General features: G+C 39.7%; 27 protein-coding genes. 18 read left to right on the top strand and 9 right to left on the bottom strand.

Going from position 1 to position 26466, the window contains the following annotated elements; translation table 11 throughout:
* The first annotated feature begins 259 nt into the window (after positions 1 to 259).
* The 4 genes from I593_RS16430 to I593_RS16415 all read left to right on the top strand — a co-directional run bounded on the left by I593_RS16430 (position 260) and on the right by I593_RS16415 (position 4938).
* Positions 260 to 703, top strand: coding sequence for a pilin (locus I593_RS16430; protein ID WP_016168695.1), 444 nt, complete (start codon positions 260 to 262; stop codon positions 701 to 703).
* A 217-nt stretch (positions 704 to 920) separates the two neighbouring features.
* Complete coding sequence (locus I593_RS16425) at positions 921 to 1361, top strand: pilin (protein WP_016168694.1); 441 nt, start codon at positions 921 to 923, stop codon at positions 1359 to 1361.
* A 116-nt stretch (positions 1362 to 1477) separates the two neighbouring features.
* Positions 1478 to 3151, top strand: a complete 1674-nt coding sequence (locus tag I593_RS16420; RefSeq protein WP_016168693.1) for a PglL family O-oligosaccharyltransferase — start codon at positions 1478 to 1480, stop codon at positions 3149 to 3151.
* Between the two features lie 173 nt (positions 3152 to 3324).
* Positions 3325 to 4938 carry a PglL family O-oligosaccharyltransferase gene (locus tag I593_RS16415; RefSeq protein WP_016168692.1) on the top strand — a complete coding sequence of 538 codons (1614 nt, stop codon included), beginning with the start codon at positions 3325 to 3327 and terminating at the stop codon, positions 4936 to 4938.
* A 56-nt stretch (positions 4939 to 4994) separates the two neighbouring features.
* Here I593_RS16415 and bfr read toward each other — a convergent pair whose 3' ends face one another.
* From bfr to gmk, 6 genes are all read right to left on the bottom strand, one after another.
* A complete protein-coding gene (bfr, locus tag I593_RS16410) occupies positions 4995 to 5459 on the bottom strand; it encodes a heteropolymeric bacterioferritin subunit Bfr (protein WP_016168691.1) in 465 nt (154 codons plus the stop codon).
* 225 nt (positions 5460 to 5684) lie between these two features.
* Positions 5685 to 5879 (bottom strand): bacterioferritin-associated ferredoxin, encoded by a 195-nt coding sequence (locus I593_RS16405; RefSeq protein ID WP_016168690.1) that lies wholly within the window; start codon positions 5877 to 5879, stop codon positions 5685 to 5687.
* A 219-nt stretch (positions 5880 to 6098) separates the two neighbouring features.
* Positions 6099 to 6482: a RidA family protein gene (locus I593_RS16400; RefSeq protein WP_016168689.1), complete on the bottom strand. Its 384-nt coding sequence runs from the start codon at positions 6480 to 6482 to the stop codon at positions 6099 to 6101.
* 74 nt (positions 6483 to 6556) lie between these two features.
* The gene (locus I593_RS16395; RefSeq protein ID WP_016168688.1) at positions 6557 to 8662 is read right to left on the bottom strand and encodes a RelA/SpoT family protein; all 2106 of its coding nucleotides are present in this window, start codon (positions 8660 to 8662) and stop codon (positions 6557 to 6559) included.
* A 223-nt stretch (positions 8663 to 8885) separates the two neighbouring features.
* Complete coding sequence (gene rpoZ / locus I593_RS16390; protein WP_004978050.1) at positions 8886 to 9167, bottom strand: DNA-directed RNA polymerase subunit omega; 282 nt, start codon at positions 9165 to 9167, stop codon at positions 8886 to 8888.
* Positions 9168 to 9246: 79 nt separating this feature from the next.
* Entirely contained in the window at positions 9247 to 9870 is a 624-nt protein-coding gene (gene gmk, locus I593_RS16385) for a guanylate kinase (RefSeq protein WP_016168687.1), read from the bottom strand.
* A 135-nt stretch (positions 9871 to 10005) separates the two neighbouring features.
* On the opposite strand from gmk, the gene ispH reads away from it, so the two are divergent.
* The 12 genes from ispH (at position 10006) to rplS (ending at position 21183) form a co-directional block, all read left to right on the top strand.
* Positions 10006 to 10956 carry a 4-hydroxy-3-methylbut-2-enyl diphosphate reductase gene (gene ispH, locus I593_RS16380; RefSeq protein ID WP_016168686.1) on the top strand — a complete coding sequence of 317 codons (951 nt, stop codon included), beginning with the start codon at positions 10006 to 10008 and terminating at the stop codon, positions 10954 to 10956.
* A gap of 165 nt (positions 10957 to 11121) precedes the next feature.
* Entirely contained in the window at positions 11122 to 11619 is a 498-nt protein-coding gene (locus I593_RS16375) for a GspH/FimT family pseudopilin (protein ID WP_016168685.1), read from the top strand.
* The gene (gene pilV, locus I593_RS16370; RefSeq protein WP_016168684.1) at positions 11619 to 12161 is read left to right on the top strand and encodes a type IV pilus modification protein PilV; all 543 of its coding nucleotides are present in this window, start codon (positions 11619 to 11621) and stop codon (positions 12159 to 12161) included. The genes I593_RS16375 and pilV overlap by 1 nt, the downstream gene beginning before the upstream one ends.
* A 1-nt stretch (position 12162) precedes the next feature.
* Entirely contained in the window at positions 12163 to 13149 is a 987-nt protein-coding gene (locus I593_RS16365; protein ID WP_016168683.1) for a PilW family protein, read from the top strand.
* Entirely contained in the window at positions 13146 to 13973 is an 828-nt protein-coding gene (locus tag I593_RS16360) for a pilus assembly PilX family protein (RefSeq protein ID WP_016168682.1), read from the top strand. The genes I593_RS16365 and I593_RS16360 overlap by 4 nt, the downstream gene beginning before the upstream one ends.
* Before the next feature lie 17 nt (positions 13974 to 13990).
* Entirely contained in the window at positions 13991 to 17863 is a 3873-nt protein-coding gene (locus I593_RS16355; protein ID WP_016168681.1) for a PilC/PilY family type IV pilus protein, read from the top strand.
* Positions 17851 to 18435 carry a type IV pilin protein gene (locus I593_RS16350; RefSeq protein ID WP_016168680.1) on the top strand — a complete coding sequence of 195 codons (585 nt, stop codon included), beginning with the start codon at positions 17851 to 17853 and terminating at the stop codon, positions 18433 to 18435. The genes I593_RS16355 and I593_RS16350 overlap by 13 nt, the downstream gene beginning before the upstream one ends.
* Positions 18435 to 18878 carry a type IV pilin protein gene (locus tag I593_RS16345; protein WP_016168679.1) on the top strand — a complete coding sequence of 148 codons (444 nt, stop codon included), beginning with the start codon at positions 18435 to 18437 and terminating at the stop codon, positions 18876 to 18878. Before I593_RS16350 ends, I593_RS16345 begins: the two co-directional genes overlap by 1 nt.
* A gap of 149 nt (positions 18879 to 19027) precedes the next feature.
* Positions 19028 to 19285, top strand: coding sequence for a 30S ribosomal protein S16 (rpsP, locus tag I593_RS16340; protein WP_016168678.1), 258 nt, complete (start codon positions 19028 to 19030; stop codon positions 19283 to 19285).
* 25 nt (positions 19286 to 19310) lie between these two features.
* Positions 19311 to 19859, top strand: a complete 549-nt coding sequence (gene rimM / locus I593_RS16335) for a ribosome maturation factor RimM (RefSeq protein ID WP_016168677.1) — start codon at positions 19311 to 19313, stop codon at positions 19857 to 19859.
* A gap of 27 nt (positions 19860 to 19886) precedes the next feature.
* Positions 19887 to 20630, top strand: coding sequence for a tRNA (guanosine(37)-N1)-methyltransferase TrmD (trmD, locus tag I593_RS16330; protein WP_016168676.1), 744 nt, complete (start codon positions 19887 to 19889; stop codon positions 20628 to 20630).
* Positions 20631 to 20808: 178 nt separating this feature from the next.
* The gene (gene rplS, locus I593_RS16325) at positions 20809 to 21183 is read left to right on the top strand and encodes a 50S ribosomal protein L19 (RefSeq protein ID WP_016168675.1); all 375 of its coding nucleotides are present in this window, start codon (positions 20809 to 20811) and stop codon (positions 21181 to 21183) included.
* A gap of 57 nt (positions 21184 to 21240) precedes the next feature.
* On the opposite strand, the gene I593_RS16320 is transcribed toward rplS, so the two are convergent.
* From I593_RS16320 to I593_RS16310, 3 genes are all read right to left on the bottom strand, one after another.
* Positions 21241 to 22212, bottom strand: coding sequence for a lipase family alpha/beta hydrolase (locus I593_RS16320; RefSeq protein ID WP_016168674.1), 972 nt, complete (start codon positions 22210 to 22212; stop codon positions 21241 to 21243).
* 165 nt (positions 22213 to 22377) lie between these two features.
* On the bottom strand, positions 22378 to 23361 hold the full coding sequence (locus I593_RS16315) for a lipase family alpha/beta hydrolase (RefSeq protein WP_016168673.1): 984 nt from the start codon (positions 23359 to 23361) through the stop codon (positions 22378 to 22380).
* Positions 23362 to 23396: 35 nt separating this feature from the next.
* Positions 23397 to 24434: a lipase secretion chaperone gene (locus I593_RS16310; protein WP_016168672.1), complete on the bottom strand. Its 1038-nt coding sequence runs from the start codon at positions 24432 to 24434 to the stop codon at positions 23397 to 23399.
* Between the two features lie 153 nt (positions 24435 to 24587).
* On the opposite strand from I593_RS16310, the gene truB reads away from it, so the two are divergent.
* Positions 24588 to 25493: a tRNA pseudouridine(55) synthase TruB gene (gene truB / locus I593_RS16305; RefSeq protein ID WP_016168671.1), complete on the top strand. Its 906-nt coding sequence runs from the start codon at positions 24588 to 24590 to the stop codon at positions 25491 to 25493.
* A 13-nt stretch (positions 25494 to 25506) separates the two neighbouring features.
* Complete coding sequence (locus I593_RS16300; protein ID WP_016168670.1) at positions 25507 to 26277, top strand: sulfite exporter TauE/SafE family protein; 771 nt, start codon at positions 25507 to 25509, stop codon at positions 26275 to 26277.
* Positions 26278 to 26466: the final 189 nt, after the last annotated feature.

Raw genomic sequence — 26466 nt, 5'->3', positions numbered from 1 at the left:
GAGAATTAAGACACAAACATGCTGAGTGATAAACTTAAAACTAACAATTATTGTCACATACGTATCTATTTTGTCTTATTTGGAAGAATAATGAGTGAAATTTATTTGAAAAAAATATGGCTAAGATGCTGTTTTTTTGTTGGATTTAACTATAATAAATCTTGGCACATTCCGTGCTAATTATAAACAAAGCATACAAAAGCGCTTCTTGCTTTACAAAGCTTAAAAAAAACTAAACAAAACATTTGTGGAGAATGTTATGAACGCTCAAAAGGGTTTCACTCTTATTGAATTAATGATTGTTGTCGCTATTATCGGTATTTTGGCAGCAATTGCGATTCCTGCTTATCAAGATTACATCGTACGTTCAAAAGTAACGGAAGGTTTGAACTTAGCTTCTTCTTACAAAACTGTAATTGCAGAAAATGCGGGTAATGGTGCTTCTGACTTAACTTTAGGTATTCCTAATTTTGTTGCTACTAAAAATGTATCAAAAATAGAAGCGGCTCCAACTACTGGTGTGATTACAATTACTTATACAGCTGATGCAAAAGGTGTAGTAATCACATTGACACCTAAAGATGGTGCTGAAACTGGTACTGCTATTAAAAATAAAACAGTTCCAGCGAATCAAATTTCTTGGGTATGTGCGGTTAATAATACAGCGAACTCTAAATATGTTCCTGCGAACTGCCGTGTCTAATTTAATTAATTAAGTTTAGAAAGCCAGTTTAACTAAAAGTTAGACTGGCTTTTTTATTGTAAAAAATTAGATATTAAATGTGTATAGATGACTGAAATGGTCATTTTATGCCATTAAATGCTTTGAATTAAAAAATAAAATAATAGAAAACAATAAGATAAGAGTTGGCATGGTTTGTGTATAATCATGATATTAGAAAAGTGAGTAAGGTGAAAAAATGCAAAAAGGATTCACTTTAATTGAACTGATGATCGTAGTTGCAATTATTGGAGTATTGGCAGCTATTGCAGTCCCAGCGTATCAACTATATATGGTTCGTGCAAAAGTTACGGAAGGATTGGAATTAACTATTCCATATAAAACCATCATTGTCGAAAATGTGGGTACTGGTGCGTCGGATTTAACCAAAGGTCTTCCAAATTTTGCACCTACTAATATTGTGGCGGATATAGAAACCTCTAAAGATACTGGTAAAATTACCATTAGTTATACAGATAAAGCACAAAATATGCAGCTATTCCTTACTCCCTATGATGGTGCGGAAGGTGTTAAACCTATTGCAGCAGCAGTGGTGCCAGAAAAGCAGATTACATGGGTGTGTAGTGTAGATAAACCAGAGAATGAGAAATATGCGCCTGCAAATTGTCGAGGTCATTAATTTTAATGTGTTGCTTAGGATAGACTTGAAGTCGATGAAAAGACAAGGAAAGATATTGAATTAACTGATATAGTACATTCATAAGAATGAATTTTTAAGCAGTTTAATATTAGATCATGAGCTTCAGTCGATTATTCCAGCCATTATTAATTATTTCCTTTTTGTTCTTTTGCTTATCTATTTTAAATCCTGTTCATACGCGTCCTTGGCCAGGATTTTTTTCTGAGCTATGTGCTTTTATCGGTGTAATTCTTTTATTGCCTATTCTGTGGCAAAAGAAAGTTGTTGTGCCTAGAATTTTAATCCCTTTTCTATTTATTTCACTCATTCCTTTGGTGCAATATGCTTTAGGGCAAGTTTTCTTTTATTCAAATGCAATATTATCTTTTAGCTATCTTTTCTATTTTTGGCTTACTTTGGTTATAGGTTTTAATTTAACTATAGATCAAAATAAGCTAAATGGAGGGGATAGTTTCAATTTATATAACTTCCTTGCTTATGTCTTTATATTCTGTGGCTTAGTCTCCAGTGTTATGATGTATTTTCAGTGGTTGGGCCTTGCACAAGCATCATCATTTATTATGAGCTATGTAGGTAATCGGCCTTATGCGAATATGGCTCAACCCAACCATTTAGCTACTTTTTTGTATGCGGGTATTTGTTCATGTTTATACCTTTTTGAAAAATATAGAATTAATAAAATACTATTAGTTTTTTTTGGTGGCTTGCTATTATTTTCAATTGCATTAACCCAATCAAGAACAGCATGGTTAATTACAGTATTCATATCATTTTTTCTTTTTTATTATGTTAGAAAAAAATCACTACGGTTAAGCAAGAAAACAATTTTATATTCAATTGTTTATTTTATCTTTGTGAGTTTGGTTTTACCTTATTTGAATTCATTTCTAAGTCATTACTTTAGTATAAATTCGACTCATACTGTTTATGATCGAGCAACTACGGGCTTTGGGCGTTTAAATATATGGAACCAAATGTATCATGCTATAGTTCAGAGTCCATGGATTGGTTATGGTTGGAATCAGACTACAGCAGCTCAGTTTAATGTCGTTGATGCAATATCGGGTAGAGAGTGGGCTACGAGCGCGCACAATTTATTTTTAGATATCTTGGTGTGGTGTGGTATTCCATTAGGTCTGTTGATTATTTTATTTTTCACATATTTCTACTTTAATCTCTTTAAAGGTATATCAAACATCGAAGGAGCTTTTGTATTTCTAATCATTTCTAGTTTTATTATTCATGCTTTATTAGAGTATCCACTTTACTATGCATATTTTTTATTACCTTTTGGTTTAATGTGCGGTACTTTGATAATCAATAAACAGCATAAAGAATTAATTATTAAGAAAATTTATATTATATACATATTTGTATTGAGTCTATTGGGACTGACGTTTATTGCATCTGAATATGTGAAAGTTGAAGATAACCTTTTTGCAGGACGATTGCATGCAATGGGGAATTTAAAATCAAATGTAGAATTGCCATATCGACTTTATTTTTTTGATAATTTCAATCAGCGTGCTCATTGGTTGGCACTTTATCCTAAAATGAAGGTTAATCAGCAGCAAATCCAAAATTCACAGTATATGGTGAAATCATATTTGAAGCCTTATGATCTCCATAAGTCAGCTCAACTTTTGGCATTTAATGGTTATTCTGATGAGGCAAGACGTCAATTGAAGATATTGCAGATAATGTATGGCCTAGAATTTTCATATCAGTCTTTACTGGATGGAAAAGAAGAGCAAGTTTTAGAAAAGTGAAATTGAGTAAAGGAAATGTTTGAATCAATGTTGAATTTAATTAGATGCTAAAAGAATATTGATTAAAATGAGCAGGACGTTGAGTAACTTGCTTGTATTGAAAGAACTCAATAACGCAGAAAAAACCAACATTTTGAATTACACTATGCGCAGTCCTGCAACTGTAGCGCCCCATGAAATTTATTCTTTCTCTACTTGCTAGTGTGCTGATTGCACTGGCATGGCTATTACCCGTTCACTATCGCCCTTGGGTGACTTACACGGGTGAGTTATTTGCTTTTTTATCTTTATTTGCGCTCACCGCCATTTTTCTTCAGCAAAAAATAAAAGTACCAGTTTTGACACTTCCACTAGTTGCTATGGCATTTATTCCATTGTTGCAATGGGTATTTGGGCTGGAATTTTTCTTTAGTATTGCTTTAATTTCAAATCTTTTTGTCTTTGCTTTTTGGTTAAGTATGCTATTGGGTTATAACTTATCTTTAACCCTAAAAGATCGAGAACAAGTATTTACGAATTTGAGTTATGTATTGTTGGTGGTCGGTACACTCTCAGGAGTGATGGCAATCTGTCAGTGGCTCACCATTGAAAATTCTATTCCTGGGATAGCCAATTTACGCAGTAATCGTCCTTATGCGAATTTTGCCCAGCCGAATAATATGGCTACTTTCCTAATCCTTTCATTAATGGCGATTCTGTATTTATTTGAGAAAAGTAAGCTCAAGGCGTGGATTTTAAGTCTCTGCTCATTAACGATATTAATCGCCTTAGTCTTAAGTCAGTCTAGAACTTCATGGGTGGTCTGTATTCTATTTTTAGTGTATTTCTTCTATCAGCAATATAGAGGATATTTGCGTCTTAAATGGTATTCAATGCTGACTTGGGTTGGTTTATTTATTGGGCTAATTTTAGTCATGCCAATCGTTGATCATTGGGTGGCGCAAGTTGCACATTTGGCAATTGCGGACTCGCCAACAGCGATTGAGCGGGCAAGTACAGGGCATTTACGTTTAGGTATATGGCAACAAATGCTTTACGCCATTTCAGACCAACCATGGTTTGGTTATGGTTGGAATCAAACCAGTGTGGCTCAGGTTGCTGTAAGTGAATATTATCGTATTCCTGAATGGGTACGAAGCTCGCATAATTTTGTGTTGGATTTCTTGGTATGGAATGGCTTACTGATCGGTGTACCATTTTTGGGTTATTTAATTTATCTTGGATATCGCCTAATTAGTAGAGTGAATTCTACAGAATCCGTGATTGGTATTTTGATGATTGTGGCAGTATTGGTGCATGCCTTATTGGAGTATCCACAGAACTATGCTTACTTCTTATTACCATTGGGTTTTATCGTAGGTTTGGTGCTGTCGCAGGAAACTCAACTGAAAGTCTGGACTTTAGCGCCTAAATATACACAAATGATGTTTGTTGTAGGGGGCTTGCTTTTGGTGTTAATTCATCGTGATTATATGGTTGCGGTGCCAAAACTGAATCAATCGATGCGTTATGAACATACCCCTGAAAAAATTACCAATCATGATCGCATTTATGTCTTAGATGAGCTCAGTCGCAGAATTGCATGGATTCGATTGAACCCGAACACGGTATTGAGTAAAGCTGAATTACAGCAAATTCATGAGATGGTACAGTGCTATCCAACCAAATATGATTTGTTGAAATATGCACGTGTTCTTGCCTTTAATGGGGATGAACAGGGGGCACGTCACCAATTATGGTTATTAAAAGAGTTGAAACATGTCGATGTGAGCTATGAATCTTTGTGAGAACCAGCTCAATAAAAGACCTAAAAAAGCCAGCAATACGCTGGCTTTTTTATTGATTAGAGTTGGCTTTGAATATAGTTTTCAATGCCAACACTTTCGACTAAATCAAGTTGAGTGGTGAGCCAGTCCCAATACTCTTCTTCTTTCTCTAGAATTTCTTGAACCAAATCACGCGTTACATAGTCTAAGGTTTGTTCAGCCAAAGTCACAGCTGTTTTAATACTTTCAATGTTCTCTTTCACTTTGCGAATATCACAATTCAGAACTTCAGCAGTGTGTTGACCGATATAAAGTTTACCGAGGTGTTGTAAATTTGGTAAGCCTTCTAAAAATAAAATCCGTTCAATAATTTTATCGGCATGTTTCATCTGACGAATCGATTCTTTATATTCGGCAGAACCCAATTGTTCAATGCCCCAGTCATTAAACATTCTTGAGTGCAGGAAATATTGGTTAATAGCAGTTAAATGATGATAGAGCACCTGATTTAACTGGTTAATCACATCGCGATTGCCTTTCATAGCATAAACTCCATCAATCAATGCTGATTTAAAATTGTAAGTTAGACTATAACAGCCTGTTATTCTGTAAATCTTAAACAAGAAAATGCTGAAAGGCGAGTGCTTTATTGAACGGCAAATGAAAATCGCAATCAAAAACAATTGGATATTAAACTAGAAAAATAAAACCCGCTTAGAGTCAAAAGCGGGGGATAGAGACCATTACATTTATAAATATTGTTATTCTTAGGCAGCGACGGCAATACGTCCCGCAATCTCTGCAATTTCATCACTAATGATGGCACGAGCTTCAGGCGCACAACGACCACAGCATGTACCAAGATCAAGCAAATCACGGATTTCGCGATAGCTTTCTGCACCATTAGCAACGGCATCTTTAATATCTTGATCTGTAATACCACGACACAAACATACGTACATGACTGCGAGCCAGATAAATTTAAATACGATAAGTAATATTATTGATAATTGTTATCGTTTGTCAATAACATTCATTTAAAAAGAGAATTATTATCATTGGGAATTTGAATAGAAAAACATCATCTGAGCGGAAATCCGAGTTCTGCTCGGATTTCACGCAAGAGATTTATATAGTTTAGAGCTAAATATTGAAGGTGGTGATTGAATTAATTTTATAAATTATTGTGGAATAATCACAATGCCATCCATCTCGACCAACGCTCCTTTAGGTAGACTTGCCACACCTAACGCAGCACGTGCTGGGTAGGGTTGAGCAAAATATTCCCCCATAATTTGGTTGACCAGTTGGAAATTAGATAAATCCGTTAAAAAGATATTGAGTTTAGCAATATCAGCCAGAGAGCCACCTGCGGCTTCACACACGGCTTTTAAGTTATCAAAAACTCGGCGAATTTGCGCCTCAATGCCTTCTACCAATTCCATACTGTACGGATCTAAACCGATTTGCCCTGAAAGATAAAGTGTTTCACCAACGAGAATTGCTTGAGAATAAGTACCAATCGCAGCAGAGGCATTTTCAGTATGAATAACTTGGCGGGACATCGATTTCTCCTTTTATATCTGAATACATCTTAAAGGATTGTATCCAGATACAGAAGCCCTATCGATTTAAATGATTAACTTGCTATAGAAGCTTCAGTCATATTTATTGGTATGGATAGGCGGGTAATACGTGGAAAGCCATAGTGCATGCGTAGGTCACGAATGATTTGGGCAATTTGTTTGCGGTTATTCACTACAATATTGACATAGGTTTTATGGTCATAATTGCGCACCATTTCCACCCCTGTTTTAGCTTTACGGCATTGATAGATTAAATCTGAAATCTGTTCATCATCCATCTCCATATCAATGCAAAGATAGGCGGTAAAGCTAACATCGTCGAGGTCTTCGGAAGACCATTGCAACGGCATAATATTTTCAGGATGTAGATGTTGTTCATGCAACAAGTTGTGGCATCGGGCACGATGCACGATTAGTCCGCGACGTGAAAGATGCCCTTGAATTGGATCGCCTAACACGGGGTTGCAACAATGTGCATATTTGACATCAACACCCTCTGTACCTTGAATGAGACGGTCAGAGTTATGATCTTCAGCGGATTGATCTTGAGCAAATAAATGATTAGCAACCAATTGTGGTAATAAGTCACCCACTGCAATTTGCTGAAATAGACGCTCTTTGGAATCTAAATGACGCCATTCTAGCAAGTCGAGCCAATCATCTTTGGTCAAGTCATCTGTAGAGCGATGAAAGAGTTTTAAAGCACGATTGAGGGCTTGCTCTCCAACCAATTGCTGTTCTTCTACATCCTGATCTCGTAGGATATTTTGAATGGCACGTCGGGCCTTTTGCGTATTAATAAAGCTGAGCCAGTCTGGATTTGGCGTGGCGAGTACATCGGTAATAATTTCGATGACTTGTCCACTCACAAGCGGTGTAGATAAAGGCTTAGTTTCGCCATTAATCTTTGCTCCGATCGCATGGTTGCCTAAAAAAAGGCTTGCTGAATAAGCAAAATCGACGGCAGTTGCGCCTTGTGGTAATTCATGTAATTGCCCGTGTGGGGTGTACACCCAAATTTTTTCTTGATGTAGATAGTCAAGCAAATCATTAAACGTAGTTTTTGCACAGCTACTATCAATTAAAACGTTTAAGTTTTGCATAGAGGCTTGAATAGCAGAGCGACAAGCTTGAGGAGCATTTTCACCCAAGACCACACCATAACGCGCAGCTTTACGCATCAATTCGGTCTGTAGGGTAAGGGAGAGCGTGGTTTTCTCGCCTTTGAGGCGCAGCATGAGTGACTGGTTACCACCCGGCAATGGTCGTCGAATATGGTCTTGATAAGACAGAACTTGGAAATGTTCTTGTAAAATTTCGGCAAGATTATCGCAATCCGCAATGCTTTGCAGAATAATTTCAAAAGCATGACTATGAGTCAGTTCTTGCAAATCAATGTCGTTTTTAACGAAGTGACGAAGTAATTCAATGTTGTTGTTTTTCTTTTTAATTCGCCCACTGATTTGATTCTGTTGTAACAGTCCAGTCAGATTTTTTTCCCATAAGGCTTGATATTCACAGCGTTTGGGCTTGGTTTTGAGTAAGGCTTCTTGGACATTATTAAACATGTCTAAATCAAGATTTTGATAACAGAGATGTTCAAGATTATCAGCCATTTCATTCATGCCCACCAAACGAGCCATCGGCACGAACACATCAAACGTTTCTTGAGCAATTCGAGCGCGTTTATCTGGGCGTAAAGACTCCAGTGTAGTCATATTATGATAGCGGTCAGCCAATTTAATAATAATGACACGTGGGTCTTGTAGGGTAGCTTGTAAAATTTTTCGGAACGAAGCAGCTTTGTTATATTCTTTATCACTAGAATGGCTGAGTTTGGTGACACCGTCGACCAGTTCTGCCACAGTTAGTCCAAATTTTTCTTTAATATCTTCTTTGCTAAAATCGGTGTCTTCAATCACATCATGTAGCAATGCAGCCATCAGAGTTTCTGCATCTAAACGCATGTGTGCCAAAATGCAACTGACGGCAATCGGGTGCAGTATGTATGGCTCACCACTTTTCCGCGTAATTCCATCATGCGCAATATCGGCATAATCGCAGGCCGCAAGCACTCGTTCGACTTCACTTTCATTCAGATAAGCGTCGATAATCACTTTGAGTTGTTGTTTGGCTTGGCTGACTTCTGCGCCTGGCATATAACACCTGTACCTATACCATGAGGAATCTATTCGTTAGTTCAATTTTTAATAAAAAGCAAAGTGCGAAACTTGTCAAATTTTTTATGCAAAAATCGCAAATCGGCAGTTTAAAAAAATAGCGTAATTTAAGTTAATGTTATAACTGTTCTTGAAGAAATATTAAAGTTCCAAGCATAAAAAAGCCTAGTTAAAAACTAGGCTTTTATGTAGTTTTTCTTTCTTATTGGAAAGAGAAACCATCTAAATTCAAATTGTTTGCAGAAAGTGCAAGATCAAGGCTTGAAGTTTGGTAGTCTTGCTCACGTTGTTTCAAAATATCTTTTGAAACGTGACCAATTGCGATTTCACGCAGTGCGACAACTGTTGGTTTATCGTTGTCCCATTCTACAGTTGGTTCAATACCTTGGCGTGCGAGTTGGCGCGCACGTTTGCTTGCCACTAGTACAAGCTCAAAGCGGTTGTCTACATGGTCTAAACAATCTTCAACGGTTACGCGTGCCATATGTGCTCTCGTATAAATGCTAAAATTCGGAAACAGACTGTGCAGTATAAAATGCTTTCAGTTCAGACTCAAGTTTTAATCATGATTCAACTGGAGTGATCAACTTTTGAATTAAGTCTTGATGGCGGTTGGCTTGCTGCGTTAGAACCAAACGGTTTGCTGTAATGACAGATTCAAGATCATGCAAGGCTTTATTAAAGTCATCATTAATAATGACATAGTCAAAATTAACAAATTGTTGCATGTCTTCAACTGCACAGCTTAAACGATGTTCAATCACTTCTACACTGTCTGTACCACGATTAGATAGACGTTGACGTAAATCAAACTGACTTGGTGGTAAAATGAAAATCTGTATTGATTCTGGGAACAATTTGCGAACTTGTTCTGCACCTTGCCAGTCAATTTCTAGTAAAACATCATGTCCTTTGGCGAGTTGCTCTTTTACAGTCGCTTGCGCAGTGCCGTAATAATTGCCAAAGACTTCTGCATACTCAATAAAACCGCCTTGATCCACTAAAGTCAGAAAGTTTTCTTTTTGAGTGAAATGGTAATGCACACCATCAAGTTCACCAGGACGCTGCCCACGAGTGGTATGAGATACAGAAACATGTAAATTACTTACACGCTCAAGCAGGGCTTTTACGAGAGATGTTTTGCCAGTTCCTGACGCAGCAGAAACGACAAACAAGAGACCCGACATGATATTTTTCCTGATATGATAAAATATCTTCTCTATTTTAGAGTAGATGTGTTGCAAACTAAATAGCTAGTCGAATTTTAGTTTGCATAAATTTAGTTTCGCATGACGTGCATTTAAGTGAGCAATGAGGATCTTATGGAAATTGTATTGGCTAATCCGCGTGGTTTTTGTGCAGGGGTCGATCGAGCCATTGCGATTGTAAATCGTGCACTTGAGTGTTTTCAGCCACCAATTTATGTACGCCATGAAGTGGTACACAACAAATTTGTCGTGGATGATTTACGTCAGCGTGGTGCGATTTTTGTTGATGAGTTAGATGAAGTACCAGATGATAATATCGTGATTTTTAGTGCACATGGCGTATCTAAAGCGGTACAGCAAGAGGCAGAGCGTCGCGGTTTAAAAGTTTTTGATGCAACTTGTCCTTTGGTCACCAAAGTGCATATTGAAGTCACTAAATATGCCCGTGAAGGGGTGGAAGCCATTTTGATTGGTCATGAAGGTCATCCTGAAGTGGAAGGCACAATGGGACAATATGACAAAAAAAATGGCGGCGATATTTATCTGGTTGAAGATGAAGAAGATGTCGCTCAGTTGAATGTGCATCATCCTGATAAAGTGGCTTTTGTAACACAAACGACATTGTCGATTGATGACACTGCTAAAGTGATTGATGCGCTGCGCAAAAAATTTCCGAAGATTCAAGGGCCTCGTAAAGATGATATTTGTTACGCCACACAAAACCGTCAAGATGCGGTACGTGATTTGGCTGAGCAGTGTGATGTGGTTTTGGTTGTCGGATCTCCAAACTCATCAAATTCGAACCGTTTACGCGAACTAGCAGAACGTATGGGTAAAGCAGCTTATTTGGTTGATAATGCTGAACAATTGCAGAAAAATTGGTTTGATGATAATACTAAAATTGGAGTAACAGCTGGTGCATCTGCACCTGAAATTTTGATTAAGCAAGTCATTCAGCGTTTACAAGATTGGGGTGCGAAAGTGCCAGAAGAGCTTGCTGGACGTGAAGAAAACATTACCTTTAGTTTGCCAAAAGAGTTACGTATCCCTGTAACACAAGCTTAAAGTGATAATTACTTAACATTTTATTTTTATTCATAATTTGACAGATGATTGCTTTTTGGCAATCATCTGTTTTTTTATGCCATTTATCCTTTTTGTGTTCGTTTTGTAAAAAAAAGAAATATGATTTTAAATAGGGTAAAAGATTAATTGCCTTGGGGAGGGCGTATGCGAACAAATCGAGGGTTCACCTTAATAGAGCTCATGGTGACAATTGCTGTGTTGGCGATTATTGCGACCATGGCAGCACCTTCTTTTGGGAATTTGGTTGTAAGACAAAAATTGAATGGTAACGCACGCGACTTTATTACAACGCTTAATCAAGCTAAATCGCAAGCGGCACTATTGCGAACAACAGTTGCAGTATGTCCAAATAAAACCAATAGTGATGATAATTTTACAAAAGATGAATGTGCATCTGCAGTAATTCCAAATTATGCATCTATGACGAACACGCAGAAACAAACAGTGCAAATTGATCGCGTTTTTCAAGTCACGGTGGATCCTGCTGTGACAGTACAATCAACAAGTAGCACTGCAGCATTATTTAACTCTACTGGCAGCGCTAATGCTCAGGTCTCATTTAATATCTGTGCTTCTGGAAATTCACGGACGATAACCGTGCAACGTTTAGGTGCAGTTAGTCAAAGTTCAGGAACCTGCTAATGAACTACAATAAATATCAAGCTGGCGTAGGGCTTATGGAAGTGCTGGTTGCTTTATTGCTATTGGCAATTGGTGTACTAGGCTATGTTGCCTTGCAACTACGTGCAATTGATGCTTCATCTGAAGCTTTGACTAAATCTCAAGGGATATTAATTCTAAGAGGTTTGGCTGAAAATATTCGCGCAAATGGCGCAGGCCAAGCTAATTATGCAACGGCTGTTCGGGGTTATACATCTATTACAGCAACTCCAACAGCTCCAACTCCATCTTGCTTCAATCCTTCAACATTATGTACCCCAGCGCAAATGGCGAATTACGATGCCTATAATGCAGCAAAGTCAGCATTTGAAATTGGGATGAAAATTACGATGGCGGAATGTCCAGGTGTTTCAAGTGCGCCTGTTAAAAGACAATGCTTATATGCTGCATGGGATAATACAACCATAACAGCAACGTCATCTGCGGCTGATGTTAGTCAATGTATGTCATCTAATGGAATTTATGTAAATACTGCACGTTGTTTGATGATGGAGGCATATTAAAATGAATAACAACTATGTTTCTATGACAAAACAACAAGGTTTTACCTTAGTTGAATTGATGGTAGCCCTAGTTTTGGGGTTATTGATCAGTGCTGCTGCAATTCAATTATTTACTGGGGGATTGCTGTCCTCTCGCATGCAAGAGGCAAGTGCAGAGTTACAAAATAGTGGTGTATTTGGTTTGGATTATATTGCCAAAGACATTCGTTTAGCCAATTATGCTAACACGACCAATCCTGAACTAAATGAACAAACCTCATGGGGTGGGGTAGTCCTGACTGCAAGAACGGCTACAGTCACAACAGCGAATATTCCTATTCCAGCTTCTACTCCATTTGTTTCAAATGGCTTATTAAGCCACAGTCAAGGCGACACCTTAAGTACTGTAACAAATGAATGGCGTGGACTTTCGAATGTTAACCTTACTAGCGACCAGTTGACCATTCAATTCATTTCTCCAAATGCGATGATAAATTGCGAAGGAGCAAATGTTCAAGCCGGTGACTATGTTATACAACGATATTTTGTTAGACGAGATCCTGCAACTGCTACCTCTGGTACAGACTATGGACTAGCTTGTGATGCAAATCAACCAACTGCTGCTGGAACAACGCCAGTTTTGCCACCCACAACAATTAATGGTTTTGGTGACGCGGGAGAAATTATTATTCCACGTGTAGATCATTTTACAGTGCAATTAGGCGTAAGAAATAGTTTGGGGAACTTGGCATATTACACAATTAATCAATATCGGACACTTGCAACAACTGAACGTGCAGCAGCTAGAATTCCACCACGTATTATCTCTGTAAAACTTGGGGTCTTGGTGCGATCAATGGACAATACTAATAATTCGGCTATTGATTTAACGAAGCAAATTCCAATTTTGAATCAAAACGTTACGTTAAATAATACAACCACAAAATTTGCTCGTCGTGTATATACCACCAATATTACATTGCGCAATGGTTTAGGAGAAGCACTATGAAACACAGTACTTTAACTCACCAAGCACAGCGTGGTGCGACATTGATAGTTGTGTTATTCATGTTATTGCTCATTACGATTGTGGGCATCATCGGTATCCGTGTGGCAATCACATCCTTAAACATTGCGACCAATAGTCAAGTGGGGCAGCTTTTATTGCAAACAGGTGATACACCGACCAATCAATTTTTAAACGTCTCTAATTATAATGATTTAACGGTTTTGAGTGGTGCGATAGGTAAGGCGATTGAAGAAAACAAGGTTGCACCTGGTAAAGAAATCATTTTTTGTTATAAACCAACATCTAATCTCAAATTGGGTTCAGCACTTGATACGACAGTGCTAGTGCCACCTGCTAAAGGTGATCCTGCAGATAGCAAAGCGACAATAGATTCGACCCAGACCAATCGTAGTGGGTTTTGTGATTTAGAGGCTGATTATGGGAGTGCTCGTCAGGCAGTAGTCACACAAGTTGCTGTGCGCATTCCTACTGACGCCATAACAGATGCAAATCCAGGTTCAACACTTGCACGAGATACAGATGTAAGTTTGCAATCAAATACGTCTAAAGGAAAAGTTGAAGCTCGAGTACGTGTTACGTCAACAGCAATTATGCCAGCATATTCAACAGAAAATCTTGCGACGGTACAAAGTGAATGTATCGGCTCTTCAAGTACAGTGGGGTATATCAATGACAATATTGATGATGCCGTTTCTGGAAAAAGAACGGTTGCTGATTGTTTAAGAAGTTATGGTATTCCTGTGAATACTCAAGTCCAAGAAATTGATTTACGTAAACGTGATATTCAAATCACAGCACCATGATGAGTGGGAGAACAATAATGAAACCAAATAAGTTTGAGCGAAAAGATCGCACCCAAATTCATACTGGTGCTGTATTTTCAGTTGTGTTTACGGGTACGTTGCTCGTTGCATCATCTGTTGTTCAAGCGACAGATTTACAGATTTACGCAAAGCCGAGTGCGGGTAAAAAAACCATTGTCATGATGTTGGATACATCAGGCTCTATGAGTTATACAGATTCTGGGCAGACTGGTTCGCGTTTAACTCGTTTAAAAAATGGGATGTATGCTTTTTTAGATAGTAATAACCCTACCTTAAATGAGGTAAGAGTTGGCTTGGGGCATTATTCGGTTGGTGGTAATGGGCGAGCAGGTCGTATTCTAGTTGCAGTAGATAAGTTGGGTCCAGTCGGTTCAGCTCAGCGTAATGCTTTGCGAGCTGCAGTGCAAGGACTATCAGCTGATGGAGGAACTCCCACAGCGCATGCATATGCAGAAGCAGCAGCATATTTGATGGGGACGTCAACGCGTAGTGTTGCTACGATAGAGAAAGATGTATATAGGAAACAGAATATTAATTATTATTCGTGTCCAAATGGTTATCCAAACTTTAACTCATCAGATCTAAAATGTTATAAAAACAATGGCAGTAGTACTAATGCGACTTTTGTAGAAACCAAAACCTTATATTATCAATGTAATAGTTATAATAATACAAACTTCAGTACGGGTACTCAAACTTGTTCTGATTGGAGCCAGTTAACAAGTCCCCCTTCAGCTACAGAGCTTGCTCAAGATGGAAACAAAGAAACGAGCTTAGGCACAATTTATTTTAAATACGAAGAGCAGTTAGATGGTTCTAATGCTGACAGTGGTTTTGCTAATTCAATTGATTCAATAAAAAATAGTACTAAAACTGCTTATGTTTCTCCATTGCCTGCCGAAGCGGATCGAGTGAGTTGTGATGGGCAGGGAGTTTATATCTTGTCGGATGGTGCCGCAAATGGTACCAGTACATCTAGAGCAACAAATATCATGAGTACTGCACTGGCAAGTTATGGCAGTGGTTTTACCTGTTCTGGAGGTATGTCTGATGCAAATGATCCTGATGGTAATGCTGGTGGTTGGCATTGTATGGGGGAGTTTGCAAAAAAACTCTTTGATAAAACTAAAAATCCTGCTGGGGTGTCAATTCAGACTGCATTTGTAGGTTTTGGTAATGATATGAATGGGCTAACTAAATCATATGTCCAAAGAGCATGTCAACTGAGTTCGCGTTCTCAGCCAGATCGTGCAGGTGATGATTCGTGCTCACCAGATCAGGGTACGTATTCAGTAACTTATCCTGGTTATGGTAATGGTGGATTTTTTACAACGCAAAGTGCTGCAGGTGTAACTGATAGTGTAATTGCCTTTATTAATAACTTGGGTGCTGCACCTTTGGAACCATTAACTACGGGTGCGATTTCAGTGCCAGTCGATAGTTTGAACCCAAATGGTTTGCAACCTTATGGTTATTTGCGTGCTTTAGAGCCAAACCCTCAGAGCAATAAAGTTATTTGGGCTGGGAACTTAAAGAAATATCAAGTTTTGCTTTCTGGTACGAATGCTGGTGCTTTCGCTGCGGCGAATGGTACAACCTTGGTTTATAATACAGATGGTGGTTTCCAAACCAATACCAAGGACTTATGGAACAGTGCCAGTGTTTATCAGAATGAAAGTTATAATGATGGCGGCATTATTACTCTAGGTGGCGCTTATTCCAAAGTTCCAATGCCAATTCTAGGGCAATCTCAAAATTTAAGTGTGACCCCAAAACAATATGCTTATACAGCAAATGCTAATCAACTACGTCGCTTGTATACCGATGTATCTGCGACTGGAGGAGCTACTTTAACGAATGCTGCAAATGGCGCGAGCTTGCTTACTATTCCAAGTGGAACTTTACCCTCTTCTAATATCACAACCTATATTTTGAGTCAGTTTGGTACCCAAACAACGCTTAAAGATTTCCCATTATTGGTCAAGCAAAAGCTATTAAACTATTTGGGTTATAGTGTTCCTCTAGACGAGACGGCTACAGCTCTGCCAACCACGTTGACTACTCCAAATTCGCCATATTTAGCAATGGGCGGAAGTATTCACTCCTTCCCAGTTCAGTTGACTTACTCAGGTACACTAGACAGTGCTGGTGAATTAACCAGTACTCGAAGTCAATCAGTATTGTATGGAACAATGGATGGTGGTTTGCATTTGGTCGATGGTGAAACTGGTGTAGAGCAAATGGTATTTGTTCCTGCTGAATTATTAAGAGGCACAGTATCATCTAAAGCATTAGTAAAAGGACAAGATGACACCAATGCGCCTGTAGATGGCGTGGATGGTGCATGGGTGGCAGATCCTGCTTATAAAACTCAAAAAGCTGCATCATCTTCAGAAAGTAGTATGGTTAAAGCACGCCAAATGAATATTTATGGCGGGTTACGTATGGGGGGGAGCAGCTATTATGGTTTAGATGTGTTGACCCCTACGAGTCCGAAGTTGTTGTTTAGAGTTGGTCCTGATATCGCTAATTACAGTCGAATGGGACAATCTTGGTCTAAACCAGTATTGGCAAATATTCGTTATAACGGCGCAATTCGTCGCGTTATGATTGTTGGTGGGGGCTATGATCAATGTTATGAAAACCCTAGCTTCCGTTTAGGAGTAACTGTTGCAACAACAGATTATCCCGATACCACTTGTAATAATAAGTCAGCTGCTCAAGGAAATGCAGTTTATATTATTGATGCAAAAACAGGTGAACGTATCTGGTGGGCAAGTTCGACTGGTGCGGACACAAATAATGTCAATATGACGCACAGTGTGGTAAGCCGCATCAGTGCACTGGATCGTGATGCAGATGGCTTGATTGATCATCTTTATTTCGGTGATTTAGGTGGGCAGGTCTTTCGTGCTGACTTAAATAATAGCCAAACTTTATCTGGGTCAACTTACAGTGCATTTGGTGTGCGTGTTGCTCGTTTAGCAAATCTTGCAACGGATGGGACGACTGGTGCGGCATTGACTTTAGGTAAAAATCCACGTTTTTATGAGGCACCAACCGTAACGATTCATGATCAAGGGGCGACCACATTTATTCTTGTTGGTTTGGCATCCGGTAACCGAAGCACACCACTTGATGTTTATCCGAGTGTAGGTCGTGATGGTATGTTACCAACCACAGCCTTGACTGATCGGTTGGTCAATAACGTATATGGTATTATTGATCGTGACTTTATTAAGCGTAATTTAATTACAGGTTCTCCAACCTTAGAGTCTCAAAATAAGACCCTTGCGAATTTACAAAAAAATCCACAATTATTATCAGGTGTTGTTGCATCTACCTTTATTGGTACAAGTGCAAGTAAAGATGGTTGGTATCGTTCACTTTCAAGTAATGGAGCTGGTACAGAGCGTGCTGGAGGAAGCTTCCGTGTACTAGGTGGAATGAAGGCTTTTGAAGAACCAATGGCGATTACGGGAAATCTAATTGTGCCAGTATATGACCCACAAGGTACGGGTATTGCACCACAAAATCCATGTTTACCACGTGTGGTGGGTGAAACAGACCGTCAAAAGTATTGCTTACCATTTGGTGCATGTTTGACTACGAGCGGTGCCGTTGATATTACTCGAGAAGGTGGGACAGGATTTGTTACAAAAACGACAGGATGCCCTGCTGGTGTGGCTGAGTGTAATGATAATCCAATTGGTTCAGGTATTCGTGGTATTGCTTTAGTGCCAACAGGTTCGGGTACAGGTGGACCGGACTGCGAATCAACTATTAGTACCAGTCAGGGAGGAGTGGGTAAATGGGAATGCCGTCGAATTGTCAATCCAACACGGTGGTATGAAAAATGGGTGCAATAAATAACAATAAAATCCCTAAATTACATGCTGTTTGGCGTAATTTAGGGCGGAGACCACAAGGTTTTACCTTAATTGAATTGATGTTGGTTGTTGTGATCGTGGCAATTTTTGCTGCGATTGCAATACCAAGCTATTTGAATTATGTACGCCGTGCAGACGCAGGATTAGCGCAACAAGAACTGCAAAAAATTGCGGAACAATTGGAGCGCCATAAATCACGTAACTTTTCGTATAGAGGGTTTGATCCCAATTTTATTTATGGGGTTACAGGTGCGATGAATTCTGTAACCTTGCCACGGGGGGCAACTAGCTCAGGCATCAAATATACCATCACCATTCGTGATGGTGATGATCCGACCAAGTTATTAACAGATACGACCGCTTCGCCAGCAATTAGAGCGCGACGCTGGGTGATGATGGCAGAATCAACAGATGTTAACAATTATAGTTATTTGCTCAGTAGTACAGGGGTGCGTTGTAAGAATAAAACGAAAGCAAATCTCGAATATCAAAACAGTACAACAAAAGATGCTAGCTGCGGTTCATCTGCAACAGGGAGCGAAAGTTGGTAATGAAGGGCTTTACACTTATCGAGTTAATGATTGTTGTAGCAATTATTGGAATTCTTGCGGCAATTGCTTATCCATCTTATACAGGTTACAAGGTTCGTGTGCAAAGAGCAGATGCACAAACTGAAATGTTGCAAATTGCCCGTACTTTGGCAAGTTATAAACTTGCTAACAGTAATTTTGCAGGAAGAACATTATCGAATGTTTATGGTTCAGCTCAAACCTCTGATGGGATGTATGATTTCACGCTCACAGATAGAAATAATGTTTCATTAACAAATAGTTCTGCTAATACGAATGGTTGGTTGTTGATTGCCACACCTAAATCAGGGACAGTTCAAGATGGTAATGGGGTTATCTGTTTAAATGATCAAGGACAAAAATACTGGTCAAAAGCTGCAACCACATGTGTGCTGTCAGCTAGTTCAACTTGGGAAGGTCGCTAGTTAGCTCCCAAATTCAAAACTGTGGATAATCATTTTTTGATCTTTCCCTCTAGCAGAATTTAGCGTAGAATGTCGCCCTCTATGAAAGGGGTTTGAAGTGTATCGATGGTCGATACAGGGATAATCCGTAAAAACTATAAGGTTGTATCATGGTAGTTATTCGTCTTGCACGCGGTGGTGCTAAAAAACGTCCGTTCTATCAAATCATTGTGACTGATAGCCGCAATGCGCGTGACGGTCGTTTCATCGAACGTATTGGTTTCTTCAACCCGACAGCTCAAGGTAAAGCAGAAAAACTTCGTTTAGATGCTGACCGTTTTGCTCACTGGGTAGCACAAGGTGCTCAACCTTCTGATCGTGTTGCTTCTTTAGCTGCTCAAGCTAAGAAAGCTGCAGCTACTGCATAATTTTAGATTAAGTAGTAGGTAGCCCATGACACCAACACAGAATGTTCCCGAAGATCGTATTCAGATTGGACAGTTACGTTCAGCATATGGATTAAATGGGTGGCTCTGGGTCTATTCCAATACAGAACCGATGAGCAACATCTTTGACTACCTGCCTTGGTACATTGAGACCAAAGCAGGTTGGCAACAAGTTGATGTAAAACGTTGGAAACCGCATGGCAAAGGCTTGGTTGTTTCGCTAAAAGGTGTGAGTGATCGTACTGCGGCGGATAATCTGGTTGGCGCAAATGTCTGGATTTCAAAATCGCAACTGCCTCAAGCAGGCGTGGACGAGTATTATTGGTCGGATTTAAAAGGCTTAACTGTGTTAGGTCTAGATAATGAAGAACAAGAAGTTAATCTCGGTCAAATCCATGAATTGTTTGAAACAGGTGCTAACGATGTGATGGTAGTTCGTGCAACTGCTGAAAGTGTCGATAGCGATGAGCGAATGATTCCATGGCATAAAGATGTGGTACAACGCGTTGATCTTGAAGCTGGTCGTATCTACGTGAATTGGGGCGTAGATCACTAATTATTTTTGGAAATACGGGAGTCTGCGATGTTTTTTGCAGTCATTACGCTTTTTCCTGAAATGTTTGAAGCGATTACAGCCTACGGTATTAGCGGGCGCGCAGCAAAACGTGACATAGTACAGCTCCATTGTATCAATCCACGTGAATTTGCTGAGGGCAACTACAAAAGAGTGGATGAACGTCCCTTTGGTGGTGGTCCAGGTATGGTGATGATGGCTGAGCCTTTGGCGAAAGCAATTCAATGTGCCAAACAGCTTGCAGAGCAAGCGGGAGCAGTTCATGTTCCTGTGGTGTATATGTCACCGCAAGGCAAAACCCTGAATGAACCAGCTGTACAACAGTTCGTCGATTATGATGGCTTGATTGTGCTGTGTGGGCGTTATGAAGGGGTCGATGAGCGTTTAATCCAAAAATATGTTGATCAGGAATGGTCGATCGGGGATTACGTATTATCGGGTGGTGAACTTCCTGCGATGGTGCTGTTAGATAGTGTAATTCGGAGACTTCCGGGTGCGATGTCTGATGAGCAATCTCATGTGCAAGATTCTTTTGTGGATGGTCTGTTAGATTGCCCACAATATACCAAGCCAGACCATTTTGAAGGATTGGATGTACCTGAAGTCTTGAAATCGGGACATCATGCCAATATCGAGAAATGGCGGTTTTTGCAGCGTTATCAACGTACTCTTGAACGCCGACCTGAGTTGGTGGAAAAGGTTGAGTTGAGCAAGCAGCAGAAAAAATGGCTCAAAGATTTATCAGGAAAATAACTTTCGGTTATTTACTGAAGCCAATACTTGAGCGGTTGTGTTGAAGTATTGTTTATTAGGCTCTTTATGACTTGAAGCGGTCAAGCATAAAGGGAAAGTCAATCGGGTCTATGCGCTTTAGCCTCTATACCCAGTGGATCTCAGACCTCTTCTGACCCACACATATTGGAGATACCCCATGAGCGGTAAGCATCCTTTAGTACAAGCTGTTGAAAATGCACAGCTTAAACAAGACATCCCAGCTTTTGCACCAGGTGACACTGTTATCGTTCAGGTAAAAGTAAAAGAAGGTGATCGTGAGCGTCTTCAAGCATTTGAAGGTGTTGTAATCGCGAAGAAAAACCGTGGTTTGAACTCTGCGTTCACAGTACGTAAAATTTCTAGCGGTGTTGGTGTTGAGCGTGTTTTCCAAACTCACTCTCCAATCGTTGCTAAAATCGAAGTGAAACGTCGTGGTGACGTTCGTCGTGCTAAACTTTACTACCTACGTGAATTGTCTGGTAAAGCTGCACGTATTCGTGAAAAGTTACCAGCTCGTAAAACTGTTGCTTAATCAGTTTTATTTGAGTGAAAAAATGCGCCGTTTGGCGCATTTTTTTTGGGTTAAGCTTTAGAGCCCTTGAAGTTTTAAGCGGTTGGCATGTTGACGATAAACATCGACTGGATCTGGTGAGAATACCGAACGCAAAGCAAAGAATTGATTAATCACATCTAAGTGGTTCCAGTTGTAATTATCTCGAATGGTTTTGCCATACTTTGCGCTACAACGTGAGACCAAGCCATCATTGTCATTCGGAGCTTGCATCAATAAACCTGTTGCTGCCAATAATGAATCAGTATCAAGGATATTGGTTAGAGTTGAATTACCAGAGAACGAATAGAAGTAAATGCCATTTTCTGTTGCAGCACCTTCACCGCAGGCTGTCTTCGGCATACCTAAAGCATACTTTTGACTAAATGATTTAGATCCTGCCTGACTTAAGCTTTTTCCAGCAGCAAGGGCATCATGCGGGAGTGAATTAGGATCCTGCTGTTGTGCCCATACAATCGCTTTAGAACCAAAGTTAATCAGACTGACCAAGGGCTGCTCTAATGGTGTACCTTGAGCTGAAATAATCAGATCAGCCACAGGAGAGCCTTTTAAAGGGCTTGATATTGCAGTTGATGACGCAACTTTAGAGGGGGCAACATTTGAAACATAAGCAATACTATGCCCACCGTGACTATGCCCCAGTAAATTGACTTTGCTTGCACCAGTAATTGCTAAAATTTCATCGACTTGTTGTAGCAGTTGTTCCCCACGAACTTCGGAACTATTAAAGGGCGAAACGCGTGTTGCCCATGCGTTGGCACCATTACGTGCTAAATCAGGCAAAATTTGATACCAATAATCTACACCCAGTTCATCTGTGCCTGCACGAATCCATCCTCCCATACCATGTGCAAAGACCAATGGGTATTTGGTTTTTGCATAGTTTGAGGTGACGTATTTAGCTTGAATTTGTGATGCGCTGGCTTGAGTTTGGGTGGTGCTTAGTACGCAGGTTGATAGCAGTCCAGCTATCAATAGTTCATATTTCATTGATCTTCCTCTATTTTAATTTTTCTATCGACAAAAATAATTGTCAAAATGAGTATAAAGTTGGAGTGAGGATTGGGCAGATAAATCCGATTAAATTAAATACAAATTGTAACTTTATAATTCTAAATAAATCCCGCTAAGTCATCTGCTTAGCGGGAGGGTGTATTAAAGCCCTTGAAGTTTTAAGCGGTTAGCATGTTGACGATAAACATCGACTGGGTCTGGGCTGAAGAGACCTCTTAATCCCAAAACTTGGTTGACTTCATCTAAGTGATTCCAATCGTAATTATCACGAATGACTTTGCCGAAATGGGTGCTGCAACGCGCAACCAATCCGTCATTGTCAGTGCTGATATAGGAGATTGGAGCCAGCAGCGAAATGGCACTGTCTGCAACATCAATCACGTTGGTCACTTGAGAGGTTCCTGTCCAAGAATAATAGTAAATCCCATTATTGGAGCTGGCTCCACTTTTACTACAGTCCGATGCTAAGGCTGTGGTTGGGTATTTTTGATTGAAAACTTGAGAACCTTTTTCACTGATCGAGGTTAGCGAAGCCTTCAGATCGCTTTTCAGCGATGGGTTCCCCTCGGCAAAGGTAATAAGTGGTCCAATAATATAATCCGTAGCGATGCTCAAGAGCTGTGAACCTGTTTGGCTTGACAGTAAATCGTCTGCGACTTTGGAGCCTCTGAATGTTGCACCAACCCCCGTGAGTGATGCGACATATTGTGGTTTAACTGCTTCGACATAGCGAATCGTCGGTCCCCCATGACTATGTCCAATTAAATTGACTTTGGGTTTTCCCGTAATAGCCATCACTTCTTCGACTTGTTGTAACAGTTGTTCGCCACGAACTTCGGTCGATTCTAAAGGCGAAATTTGTGCGGCAAAGGTGGTTGCACCATTACGTGCCAAATCGGGCAGAATTTGATACCAATAATCTAAGCCGAATTCGGCGACACCAACACGGCTAAAACCAAACATCCCATGAGTAAATAATAATGGGTATTTGGTTTTAGCATAGGTACTTTGAGCAGTGGTATTTACGCTAAGCACGCCCGCAGTTACCGAACTGGTCGTGAATCCGATGCATGCGACTAAACCCAGCAGTGAAATGCTATGTGCTATTTTTTTCGTTTTATACATATTTTCATCCTGAAAAAAGGTTTGGTTGGGCAGAATTATTCTGCGAAGGGTAGTTTTCCTCCTGAGTCATGTGTGGTTTCAAAAGTTCCAAGTCGAAGTTGTTCTTGTGGATTTTTAAATTGTTGCTGGCGTAATTGAGCAATGGCTTGTTGTTGTGCAGATTCGCTCATCTGGCTCTTTAGAATTTGGTCACGCTGCGTTAAGTAGTCATTCACACGTGATTTCCATTGACCTCGGTCTTGATCTAGTTGTTCCAGTCTAGCGGTTGCATCTGCACCGACTAAATTCATGCGCATTTGGCGAAGTTCATCAGCAGAACCACCGCGAGCTTTAATATCACTGGTCAATTTGCGTAGATCTTCCAACTTAGACAATTGTTCTAAATTCTCACGCCAATCTTCAGGTAACTGGGCAAATAGTTCTTTTAGTTTTTGTGCTTTTTGAACTTCATTTAGAGATGAATCTGCCATGATTGACATGCGGTCTAAGGTATATTCATGGTAGCTATTTTCTGCACCAAATAATCCCTCAATTTCAGTAGCGGAAAAAAATTGTGTGCGTAAGTTTTTCATCAATGCAAAAACTTTTCGATAGTACTCTGGGTCTTGTTTATCTAGGTTGGGTTGTTTTAAGTTACCTAACTGAATACGGTAATCAATATAGCGATTCCACAAATCAATAATTTGGCTTAACACAGGTTCTTTGTAGCCTTTTTGCATGTAGTGCGTAAAATCTTGCTTAATCTGGTCAATCTTTTTTTCACCATATTGGGTAATGAAATATTCAAAGCAATTTCGCGTTTGTTCATTCACGATTAAATGCTGACTTTGATCTAAACTAAGCTGACAATTCACTTCGGTATCTTGTTGGCTTGTGCTGACAAAAGGCTGTGTGGAGTCATGTGATAATGCTGTATTCCCAGCAAGAGCCGATGTGGAATTCGACGGCGCATCTGCGAGTGAAGAGGCTGTGGTGTTGGAGCCAGTGGTTGCACTCGGCGCAAGCCACACTAAAAAACCAAGTAGAATAATTACTACAACGGCGAGTATCAGCCATAATTTCTTTTTTTGCATATCCTATGCCCAATATCCATTTTTAATTTTTATGGGGTTCATTCGCTGAACTTGTTTTATTGTGCAATGCAAACGCAAATAAACAACAGAAAAGTTGTAAAACTAGATGAGCGGTTGTTAGTATTGCGGCAGTTGAAATACGTGTTCTGAGTTATGAAATCATCTGCTGCAAAAATCCAGCGCCGCGCGGTTCATGGGGTGTTTTTGTTAAATAAACCCTTGGGTATTAGTTCAAATGCGGCATTACAAAAAGTGCGCTGGTTATTGAGGGCAGAGAAAGCAGGACATACGGGTGCTTTGGATCCCCTGGCATCTGGTTTATTACCCATTTGCTTTGGTGAAGCAACGAAGTTTTCTCATTTCTTATTAGATTCAACCAAGCGTTATCAAACCACGATCCAGCTTGGCCACAGCACAACGACGGGTGATGTGGAAGGGGAGATACTGCTCGAACAAGCGGTGCCAGTATTGACTGAAGAGAGTATCCAGAATGTATTGAATCAGTTTGTTGGAGAAATTCAGCAAATTCCTCCAATGTATTCTGCCCTCAAAAAGCAGGGGCGTCCGCTATACGAATTGGCACGTAAAGGCATTGAAGTGGAACGTGAAGCACGTCCTATAACCATTGAAGCCATTCAGCTCCTTTCCTTTACTGAAAACAGCATTACTTTAGATGTGACTTGCTCTAAAGGCACCTATATTCGTGTGTTGGGGGAAGATATTGCCAAAGCTTTAGGATCCTATGGGCATTTAACCTATTTGCACCGCATTCAAACGGGTCATTTTGAACTGATTCCAAGCTATACCATTGAATATCTAGAAGGCTTAACAGAACAAGAGCGCGAAGCGCTGTTATTGCCTGTGTATGCACCCGTACAGCATTTTACTCAAATTCAAGTCCCAGAAGGTCGGGCAGAATATTTTAGTCGTGGCATGGAAAGTAATATTGATCATACTGCTGAAGCACAAGTGTTGGTTTTTGATGGTGATAAGTGCTTGGGTCTAGCTGAAATCAACGATCGAAAGCGTTTAATTCCTAAACGTGTTTTGAATCTGTAGGAGACCCAATATTATGGAACTTGATCTTATTCTGAGTTTGGTCTTCTTTGCTTTTTGCGCGGGAGCAATCGATGCTGCTGTGGGTGGTGGTGGACTCATTCAAATCCCTGCCATTATGGGGGCAATGCCACAGTTGGCACCTGCTACAGTTTTTGGCACCAATAAGCTCTCTTCTATTTTTGGTACGGCATCTGCGGCATTTTCATTTATGCGCCGCGTATCCTTATCATGGAAATTGCTATTGGTGATTGGAGTGGGGGCTTTTATTAGTTCTTATTTGGGAGCCGCATGTGTTTCCATGATTCCTACCCAAGTACTGAAACCCTTTGTACTGTGTATGTTGATTATTATCGCCATTTACACATTCATGAAGAAACAATTTGGTCAGGTACATTTTCAACAGGAAATCACCACTAAAATACTGGTACTTGCAGCAGTCGGCAGTATCTTGATTGGCTTTTATGATGGAATTTTTGGACCAGGAACGGGCAGTTTCTTTATTTTCTATTTTATTCGCTACTTAAAAGTCGATTTTCTTCATGCTTCGGCACTCTCCAAAATTGCCAATTTCATGACCAATTTTGCGGCACTGAGTTTTTTCGTGCCTGCAGGTCATGTATTGTTTGGCATTGGCTTAACTATGGCTGTTGCCAATATAGCAGGCTCTTTGGTTGGAGTTAAACTCGCTTTAAAATATGGCAGTGGTTTTATTCGTATCATCTTTTTAATATTAGTGTCTATTTTAATTGTCCGATTAAGTTACCAAATTCTCTTTCCTGCTTAATTTTCAAATATATGCATTGAGACATGAGGATTAATCATGTTTTGATGCCTAAACATAAAATAATTACACGTCTTATTTTTGATTATTTATTCCAAAAAGTAATTCTTTTTCTAGGTAGGCGATTTATTTCACTATTTCTATTGAATAGTGTGTCTTTTTTTTTTATTTGTATGAATAATAAACAAAGTA

This window comes from Acinetobacter tandoii DSM 14970 = CIP 107469 (assembly GCF_000400735.1).
Classification (GTDB): domain Bacteria; phylum Pseudomonadota; class Gammaproteobacteria; order Pseudomonadales; family Moraxellaceae; genus Acinetobacter; species Acinetobacter tandoii.
Note: the sequence above shows the minus strand (reverse complement) of the source record. Positions and strands in the feature narration are given on the sequence as shown.

Bases quoted from the DNA above. Each gene is read 5' to 3' on its own strand.
- I593_RS16430 (WP_016168695.1), top strand. From the start codon at position 260: ATGAACGCTCAAAAGGGTTTCACTCTTATTGAATTAATGATTGTTGTC.
- I593_RS16425 (WP_016168694.1), top strand. From the start codon at position 921: ATGCAAAAAGGATTCACTTTAATTGAACTGATGATCGTAGTTGCAATT.
- I593_RS16420 (WP_016168693.1), top strand. From the start codon at position 1,478: ATGAGCTTCAGTCGATTATTCCAGCCATTATTAATTATTTCCTTTTTG.
- I593_RS16415 (WP_016168692.1), top strand. From the start codon at position 3,325: ATGAAATTTATTCTTTCTCTACTTGCTAGTGTGCTGATTGCACTGGCA.
- bfr (WP_016168691.1), bottom strand. From the start codon at position 5,459: ATGAAAGGCAATCGCGATGTGATTAACCAGTTAAATCAGGTGCTCTAT.
- I593_RS16405 (WP_016168690.1), bottom strand. From the start codon at position 5,879: ATGTACGTATGTTTGTGTCGTGGTATTACAGATCAAGATATTAAAGAT.
- I593_RS16400 (WP_016168689.1), bottom strand. From the start codon at position 6,482: ATGTCCCGCCAAGTTATTCATACTGAAAATGCCTCTGCTGCGATTGGT.
- I593_RS16395 (WP_016168688.1), bottom strand. From the start codon at position 8,662: ATGCCAGGCGCAGAAGTCAGCCAAGCCAAACAACAACTCAAAGTGATT.
- rpoZ (WP_004978050.1), bottom strand. From the start codon at position 9,167: ATGGCACGCGTAACCGTTGAAGATTGTTTAGACCATGTAGACAACCGC.
- gmk (WP_016168687.1), bottom strand. From the start codon at position 9,870: ATGTCGGGTCTCTTGTTTGTCGTTTCTGCTGCGTCAGGAACTGGCAAA.
- ispH (WP_016168686.1), top strand. From the start codon at position 10,006: ATGGAAATTGTATTGGCTAATCCGCGTGGTTTTTGTGCAGGGGTCGAT.
- I593_RS16375 (WP_016168685.1), top strand. From the start codon at position 11,122: ATGCGAACAAATCGAGGGTTCACCTTAATAGAGCTCATGGTGACAATT.
- pilV (WP_016168684.1), top strand. From the start codon at position 11,619: ATGAACTACAATAAATATCAAGCTGGCGTAGGGCTTATGGAAGTGCTG.
- I593_RS16365 (WP_016168683.1), top strand. From the start codon at position 12,163: ATGAATAACAACTATGTTTCTATGACAAAACAACAAGGTTTTACCTTA.
- I593_RS16360 (WP_016168682.1), top strand. From the start codon at position 13,146: ATGAAACACAGTACTTTAACTCACCAAGCACAGCGTGGTGCGACATTG.
- I593_RS16355 (WP_016168681.1), top strand. From the start codon at position 13,991: ATGAAACCAAATAAGTTTGAGCGAAAAGATCGCACCCAAATTCATACT.
- I593_RS16350 (WP_016168680.1), top strand. From the start codon at position 17,851: ATGGGTGCAATAAATAACAATAAAATCCCTAAATTACATGCTGTTTGG.
- I593_RS16345 (WP_016168679.1), top strand. From the start codon at position 18,435: ATGAAGGGCTTTACACTTATCGAGTTAATGATTGTTGTAGCAATTATT.
- rpsP (WP_016168678.1), top strand. From the start codon at position 19,028: ATGGTAGTTATTCGTCTTGCACGCGGTGGTGCTAAAAAACGTCCGTTC.
- rimM (WP_016168677.1), top strand. From the start codon at position 19,311: ATGACACCAACACAGAATGTTCCCGAAGATCGTATTCAGATTGGACAG.
- trmD (WP_016168676.1), top strand. From the start codon at position 19,887: ATGTTTTTTGCAGTCATTACGCTTTTTCCTGAAATGTTTGAAGCGATT.
- rplS (WP_016168675.1), top strand. From the start codon at position 20,809: ATGAGCGGTAAGCATCCTTTAGTACAAGCTGTTGAAAATGCACAGCTT.
- I593_RS16320 (WP_016168674.1), bottom strand. From the start codon at position 22,212: ATGAAATATGAACTATTGATAGCTGGACTGCTATCAACCTGCGTACTA.
- I593_RS16315 (WP_016168673.1), bottom strand. From the start codon at position 23,361: ATGTATAAAACGAAAAAAATAGCACATAGCATTTCACTGCTGGGTTTA.
- I593_RS16310 (WP_016168672.1), bottom strand. From the start codon at position 24,434: ATGCAAAAAAAGAAATTATGGCTGATACTCGCCGTTGTAGTAATTATT.
- truB (WP_016168671.1), top strand. From the start codon at position 24,588: ATGAAATCATCTGCTGCAAAAATCCAGCGCCGCGCGGTTCATGGGGTG.
- I593_RS16300 (WP_016168670.1), top strand. From the start codon at position 25,507: ATGGAACTTGATCTTATTCTGAGTTTGGTCTTCTTTGCTTTTTGCGCG.